Origin of the sequence: Dactylosporangium sp. NPDC005572, assembly GCF_040605515.1 — a bacterium.
Classification (GTDB): domain Bacteria; phylum Actinomycetota; class Actinomycetes; order Mycobacteriales; family Micromonosporaceae; genus Dactylosporangium.
Genome location: NZ_JBEXCY010000080.1, coordinates 40,967 through 47,627, shown reverse-complemented (window position 1 = coordinate 47,627; position 6,661 = coordinate 40,967). Strand labels below are relative to the sequence as shown.

Genomic DNA, 6,661 nt, shown 5'->3' with positions numbered 1-6,661 from the left:
ACCCCGGTGACCGGCGGCGGACCCGCGTCAAAGTTAACCCTAAGGCCGCCGGCGCACTCGATCTGCTACGCCAACGGATGCGGTTCGCGGGTCAGGGCGGCCAGCGCAGCCGCGACCTCCTGCAGACTGGCCCGCACGTACGTCGCTGTGGTGCCGACGGCGCCACCGCCCTCGGCGTGGCCGGCGTAGGCGCGAGCCACGGCATAGCCGAAGTTCCGCTCCACCCACGTCACGGTCGTGTACCGCAACCAGTGGGTGCTGATCTCCTGCTTCGCCACCCACGGCAAATGCCGCCCGATCCGTTCCCACAGATGGTCGTAGCGGCGGTGCGTGATCGGCTGGCCATCGCGGTACCGCAGCAGCTGCCCGTTCGCTGGCGCATGGCGATCCTCGGTGTGCTGACGCAGATGCCGCATCAACGTCGGTGACACCGGCTGCCACCGCACCGTGTCACCCTTCTCCCGCAGCATGATCAGACACTGCTGCTCGTCGAGATCAACAGGCCGCAACGCCAACGCGCCACCACGACGGCAGGCTGTCTCCGTGTGCAGCCGCAGCAGCAGACTGTCCAGTACCGGGTCGTCGCCGGTACTCGCCGCGACCCGGTTGATCTCCGCCAGCCGTGTGTCCGGCACCGCCCGGCGTGTGCTCGGCAGTCGCTGCGGTTTGGCCACCTTCGACGCCGGGTTCTCCGCCTCGGCCAGATAGCCGTCTGCCACCGCACGCCGGTACAGACACCGCAACGCCGTGACCAGGTTCTCCGCGGCGCTACGGCCACCCCGAGCGTTGCTGCGCACCACCACATGAGCCTTGACGTGCTCAACCAGCCGCTCGATGTCCGACGGCTTCACCTCGTCCAACCGCCGGTCCGCCCAGTGTTCCAAGACCCGCTTCCAGTAGCTGCCGTAGGCCCGCCGGCTGCCGTCGCTCACCGCCGCCGCCACCACCGGGACGTATTCGGCGAACGTCGGCGCCGGCGGCCGGGATGGAGCCATCTGCAGCAGATCGCCGGGGGAGACCCCGAGCCGGGCCAGCAGCAACCGCGCCGCCTCCAGCTCTGCCTGTCCCGCCGGAGCATTCGGAACAGCAGTCATGACTCGTCCTCCCCGATTCGGAGGGCGTGCAGGTGGGTCACCATGGCGTCGAGTGCCTCGGGCGGGTGCACGACCAGCAGGTTCTTCGTAGGGTCGGCGCTCAAGAGCACCCGTTCGCCGATGCTCAGCCGGCACCAGTGCCGCACCGTGGCCGGCAACTGGACGTAGCCCTGGCGGGTGATGGCGAACACGCCCTGCGCGTCGGCGATGACCAGGACCAACCCGGACTGCTCCCGGATGTTCAGGCGTGTGCCCGGCATCCAACCCATGGCGCGGACCAGGGCGCCGTCCGCGACGCGACCCCGGTTGTCGAGCGTGGCCAGCCCGTATCGCATCGCGCTGGTGTGCTGCGACGCGAGCGGTGCCAGCGGGAGTGGCCGACGAGAGAGGCTCCGTGCGCCAGCGGGTTCTGGCCTGGAGTCGACGGGTTCGCTGGGTGGAACGACCGGAGCGATGGTCAGCTCGGCCATGCCGCCACCGTCCGACCGCGCGATTGGGTGGTGAGGGGTGGCAGGGATGCTGCGAAACAGTGCTCAAACGTATTCGAGCACTGACCACTCAAGTGGTGCAGGTGTGCAACACATTGGTGTCGAAGGGGGGACTTGAACCCCCACGCCCTTGCGGGCACTAGCACCTCAAGCTAGCGCGTCTGCCATTCCGCCACTTCGACCTGCTTGCGTTTCAACACAGTACACGTCCCTCTCCGATCTTGAGAAATCGGGGGGCGGGTGGCGCGGAGCGGGCCCCGGCGTGCGGGTACGCCGGGGCCCGTCTTCCTCGGGTCGGCGGCCGGAGGGGGTGCCGGCCGCCCTCGCCTAAGCGTTGAAGATGCTGACGCCGCCCGGGCCGACCAGCAGCGCGACGATGATGAGGATGATTCCCCACAGGATCTGGCGGCGCAGGAGGGCCACCACGCCGGCGATGCCGATGAGGACGGCGATGATCGTCAAGAGCAGTGTCATGGCTTTCTCGTACCTCCGGGGTGAGATCGATAAACGTTGCCGCTACGCCAGGTCCTCGGCCCAGGTGGTGCGGCCGGTCAGGGCGTCGCGGAGCTTGTCGACGACCGCTACGGCGGGGTCGACGATCTTGTTGAGCGGTGGGGTGGCCGGGGTGCCGGGGTGGGGGCGGGTCGGTGCGGCGCTGCGGGCGATCTCGACGCGGTTGCCGAGGCGGACCAGGTCGTTGTCGCTGCAGCCCTTGCGCAGGCGGGGGAACATCGTGGCGGTACGGCGGGCGTGCGCGCGTGCGTGCTCGGTCACCGTGCGCAGCGCCTCGCGGTGGGCGGCGTCCTCGGCCGGGGTCGTGTGCAGGTGGCGCAGCGCCACCAGGAGCGCCTCGTCGGCGGCGACCTCGTCCATGACGATGGGGGCGCCGTCGGGCAGCACCTGGCGTACCGCCGGATAGAGGTATTGCTCCTCGGCGGAGATGTGTCTGGAGACGGTGGCCACCAGGACGTCCTCCAGGTCGCGGGACGCCGGGTCGGCGGCGAGGCGGGTGCACAGCTGGCCGATGAGGTGGTGGTCCTCGTCGAGCAGCTCGAGCATGCTGCGGCCGGCGAACTCGAGCTCGTCGGCGACGGGTGGCAGTGGGGGGAGCACGTCGACCCTCCTCGATCACGTGTGGTGATCGCGGGGTACCCGGGCGGGAGTTTGTCCAAACGGCGGCCGACCGGGCCGGGAATTTGTCACAGCCGCCTGATATGACTTCTCCCATGAACGCCACCGACGAGGTCATTGAGCTCTGCCGCGACCTGCTGCGCATCGACACCACCAATACCGGCGATCTGGACACCAGCGCGGGCGAGCGGGCGGCCGCGGAGTATGTGGCGGAGAAGCTGGCCGAGGTGGGGCTGCAGCCGGAGATCCAGGAGAGCGCGCCGGGGCGGGCCAGCGTGGTGGCGCGGTTCGAGGGGGAGGACCCGTCGCGGGACGCGCTGCTGATCCACGGCCACCTCGACGTGGTGCCCGCCGTCGCGTCGGAGTGGTCGGTGCACCCGTTCAGCGGCGAGGTCAAGGACGGCTACCTCTGGGGTCGCGGTGCCGTCGACATGAAGGACTTCGACGCGATGGTCCTGGCGTTGGTACGGCAGATGCGGCGCGAAGGCCGCAAGCCCCCGCGCGACGTCGTGCTCGCGTTCGTCGCCGACGAGGAGGCCGGCAGCACCTACGGCGCGCAGTTCCTGGTCGACCGGTTCCCGCACTACTTCGAGGGCGTGACCGAGGCGATCGGCGAGGTCGGCGGGTTCTCGGTGAGCGTCAGCAGCCAGCAGCGGCTCTACCTGATCGAGACGGCGCAGAAGGGCATCGACTGGCTGCGCATCCACGCCAAGGGGCGGCCCGGCCACGGCTCGATGATCAACGACGACAACGCGGTGACCGCGATCGCGGAGGCGGTCGCGCGGATCGGGCGGCACCGGTTCCCGATGGTGATGACGCCCACCGTGCGGGCGTTCCTGGAGCAGGTGTCGCAGATCCTCGGCATCGAGCTCGACCTCGACGACCCCGAGGCGGCCGTCGGCAAGATCGGGCCGATCGCGATGATCATCGGCGCGACGCTGCGCAACACGGCCAACCCGACCCGCCTCGCCGCGGGGTACAAGGACAACGTCATCCCCGGGCGCGCCTCCGCCACAATCGACTGCCGCACCCTGCCGGGCCAGAGCGAGATCTTCGAGCAGCAGCTGCGCGACCTGGTCGGACCGGACATCGAGCTGGAGTACATCCACCGCCAGCCCGGCCTGGAGACCACCTTCGACGGCGCGCTGGTCGACGCCATGTCGGCGGCGCTGCGGGCCGAGGACCCGGGCGCCCTCCCGGTGCCGTACATGCTCAGTGGCGGCACCGACGCCAAGCAGTTCGACAAGCTGGGCATCCGCTGCTTCGGGTTCTCGCCGCTGCGGCTGCCCGCCGACCTGAACTTCGGCGCGTTGTTCCACGGCATTGACGAGCGCGTTCCCGTCGAGGGACTACAGTTCGGCGTGCGAGTGCTCGACCGGTTCCTCCAGCAGTCCTGATCAATTCCTGACCAGTTCCTGATCAATTCCGTCCATCAGCCGCAGCACAGACGATTCCAGGGGGAGTCCCATCATGACCGACCGGCACGCGGAGCTCGACACCGCGCTCGAGCGCGTGATCGCAGCGGCCCGCGACCATCTTGCCGCGGTCAAGGCCGCCGACGGGCGAGCCGACGACGACGAGGTGTGGCGCGCCTACGTGGAGCTCAACAACGCCTCCAACAGCTACGACGAGCTGCTCCTCGACGCCTACGGCGAGGTCACCCCGTGGGACGTCGAGGCGATCGACCCGGACGAGGCCGACCGGCAGTTCGGCGTCGGGATCGGCGGGGTCGACGGCACCGAGACCGAGGACCCCCACCCGCGGATCATCTCGGTCCGCCAGCGCCGCGACTACCGGGTGCCGAGCGTCGCCGCGCTGCTGCGCCTCGCCGAGGCGGCCCGCCGGGCCAACCCGGGCGACGGCGACTCGGCGCCGGTCGAGACGGTCGGCGAGGCGGTCCTGGAGCTGATGCAGGCTGGCGACGGCTCGCTCGGCGCGCTGGACATCCCGGAGCTGGAGTCGCTCGACGGGGTGGTCGTCGTGGCGGAGGTCGACTCCCCGCTCGACCCGGAGTCGTACGAGGACAGCGACGGCGCCGGCCCCTTCTCCCTCAACGAGGGCGAGCGGGTCGTCGACCGGCTCGACGAGCACGCGTTCGTCGACCTCGACGAGGAGCTGGACGAGGACGAGGAGGGCGAGGGCATCTCGGCCGGCCTGTCCGAGGCCCGCGACGACAACGAGTCCGCCGACCGCCGCTGAACCTTCCGCCGCTGACCTGAGGGCCCGCTTCCCACCGCACGGGGAGGCGGGCCGTTCCACGTGCGCTCCCATGATCGCGAAGGCTTTTCGCACCCAGGAGTGCCGAAAGCCTTCGCGATCATGGAGCGCACGTGGCGGGCACCGGGCGGCGCGGCTGGACCGGGTGGCCAGGCCGGGCGGCGGGCCTGGGCGGCGGAGCCGAGGGGCGGGCCCGGTGGCGGCGCGGTTGGGGCGGCGGGCCTGGGCGGCGGCGGGTCGGGTAGCCAGGCCGAGGGGCAGGGCCGAGCGGCAGGGCCGAGCGGCAGGGCCGGCGGGCCGGGTGGCAGGGGCCGAGGGGCCGGGCCGAGGGGCGGAGCCGAGGGGCGGGGCCCGATGGCGGCGCGGTTGGGGCGGCCCGTGGGGCGGCCTTCGATCTCGCACGTGGTGAGCGTGGGGAGCCGGCCGCGGGAGCGTCCAGAGCTGGTCACGGGAGCGTTCGGCGCTGGTTGCGGGAGTGTCCGGAGGTGGCCGGCAGAGTGCCGGGGACCGGCTTCATGATCGAGGGAAACATCTGGTTGTCAGCGCAGCCAGAACCTTCCCTTGATCATGAAAGCGGCGCGTAAGAAGCCCGTCCGGCGGCTTCCTCGGTGCGCCGGACCAGTGGCGATCAGGGCTGGGCTACGTGCTCAGGCCCGGCAGGGACTCGCTGGTCACCCGGCGGCGGAGCATCACCTGGCGGCTGCCGTCGGGGTAGAGGCGGACGCGGGCGAGTTCCCAGCCGCCGTACTCGGCCTGGATGGTCAGTTGTGCGTTGGCGGTCATCCGGTCGACATTCGACGGTAACCGCAACGGCACGTACTCGTAGTCCATGTCCCGATACTGCTACGGCACTATCCGCTGCACCAGCCCTTCCGTGGAGCCCGCGACGGCAAGAGCACCCGAGGTCGGGTCGACGGCGACCGCCACCGGGAGGTGTACCGAGGGATGGCGGGCCACCTCGCGCGGAGTGCCGCCCGAGAGGTCGTAGCCGGCGACCTCGTTACGCTGGGTGACGGCCACCCACAGGGTGCGGCGGGTCGGGTCGTACGCGACGCCGTAGGGCGTGCCGGGCACCGGGTGGCGCTGGCGCAGGATCAGCGGGCCCGACTCGAACACGAGGATCTCGCCGTCGCGGGCGTCCACGACCACGAAGCGGCCACCGCCGCCGGACGTCACCGTCACGGCGCCGTCGCCGGCGCGGAGGGCCTCCTGCCGGGCGCCGGTCGCCGCGTCGAACACGGTCAGTGACGACTCGGAGGCGTCGACCACGGCGATCCGGGATTCGTCGGCGGCGAGGGCGGTGGGGCGGACGCCGGTGGCGATGGTGCGGGAGACGGTGCCGGTGGGGGAGAGGATGATCACTTCGCCGGTCGCCGGCAGTGCGACCGCCGTCCAGTCACCCGTGGGAGGGACGGCCAGCGCGGAGCCCGTGCCCGGCAGTGACCAGCGCTGCACCCCGGACTCGGTGAGCTGCAGCACCGTCCGCCCGGCCAGTGCCCGGAACCCGCCGCGCGGCAACGCCACGACCGCGGTCGCCGGCTCGTCGACCGGCACCTTCTCGACCAGGTCTCCTGAGGCCGACAACACGCTCACCGTCGAGGGCGACGCGACCGCGGTCCGGGCGCCCCCGGCCTCGACCGCCACCGCGGCCGGCGCAGCGCCCGCCGAAGCGGTCGTCCCGGCCGGGGACACCGACGGCGCGGGAGCCCACGTAGGTGTGGGCACCGTCGC

At 71.4% G+C, this 6,661-nt stretch carries 8 protein-coding genes and 1 tRNA gene; 2 read left to right on the top strand and 7 right to left on the bottom strand.

What is annotated here, in order from left to right; genetic code table 11:
* Window positions 1-65 precede the first annotated feature (65 nt).
* The 5 genes from ABZS66_RS31845 to ABZS66_RS31825 all read right to left on the bottom strand — a co-directional run bounded on the left by ABZS66_RS31845 (window position 66) and on the right by ABZS66_RS31825 (window position 2,695).
* Window positions 66-1,094, bottom strand: a complete 1,029-nt coding sequence (locus tag ABZS66_RS31845) for a site-specific integrase (RefSeq protein WP_354764140.1) — start codon at window positions 1,092-1,094, stop codon at window positions 66-68.
* Window positions 1,091-1,429, bottom strand: a complete 339-nt coding sequence (locus ABZS66_RS31840; protein WP_354764138.1) for an AbrB/MazE/SpoVT family DNA-binding domain-containing protein — start codon at window positions 1,427-1,429, stop codon at window positions 1,091-1,093. The genes ABZS66_RS31845 and ABZS66_RS31840 overlap by 4 nt, the downstream gene beginning before the upstream one ends.
* Window positions 1,430-1,678: 249 nt before the next feature.
* A tRNA-Leu gene (locus ABZS66_RS31835) sits at window positions 1,679-1,764 on the bottom strand.
* 145 nt (window positions 1,765-1,909) lie between these two features.
* The gene (locus tag ABZS66_RS31830; protein WP_354764136.1) at window positions 1,910-2,056 is read right to left on the bottom strand and encodes a GPGG-motif small membrane protein; all 147 of its coding nucleotides are present in this window, start codon (window positions 2,054-2,056) and stop codon (window positions 1,910-1,912) included.
* Between the two features lie 42 nt (window positions 2,057-2,098).
* Window positions 2,099-2,695, bottom strand: a complete 597-nt coding sequence (locus ABZS66_RS31825) for a hemerythrin domain-containing protein (RefSeq protein WP_354764134.1) — start codon at window positions 2,693-2,695, stop codon at window positions 2,099-2,101.
* A gap of 101 nt (window positions 2,696-2,796) precedes the next feature.
* Between ABZS66_RS31825 and ABZS66_RS31820 the strand changes: the two genes are divergently transcribed.
* Together ABZS66_RS31820 and ABZS66_RS31815 are read left to right on the top strand one after the other, a co-directional pair.
* Window positions 2,797-4,110: a M20/M25/M40 family metallo-hydrolase gene (locus ABZS66_RS31820; protein ID WP_354764132.1), complete on the top strand. Its 1,314-nt coding sequence runs from the start codon at window positions 2,797-2,799 to the stop codon at window positions 4,108-4,110.
* Between the two features lie 73 nt (window positions 4,111-4,183).
* Window positions 4,184-4,912 (top strand): hypothetical protein, encoded by a 729-nt coding sequence (locus tag ABZS66_RS31815; protein WP_354764130.1) that lies wholly within the window; start codon window positions 4,184-4,186, stop codon window positions 4,910-4,912.
* Between the two features lie 657 nt (window positions 4,913-5,569).
* Here the strand turns inward: ABZS66_RS31815 and ABZS66_RS31810 are convergent.
* Entirely contained in the window at window positions 5,570-5,761 is a 192-nt protein-coding gene (locus tag ABZS66_RS31810; protein WP_354764129.1) for a DUF5703 family protein, read from the bottom strand.
* A 12-nt stretch (window positions 5,762-5,773) separates the two neighbouring features.
* On the bottom strand, window positions 5,774-6,655 hold the full coding sequence (locus ABZS66_RS31805) for a hypothetical protein (RefSeq protein WP_354764127.1): 882 nt from the start codon (window positions 6,653-6,655) through the stop codon (window positions 5,774-5,776).
* Between the last annotated feature and the right edge of the window lie 6 nt (window positions 6,656-6,661).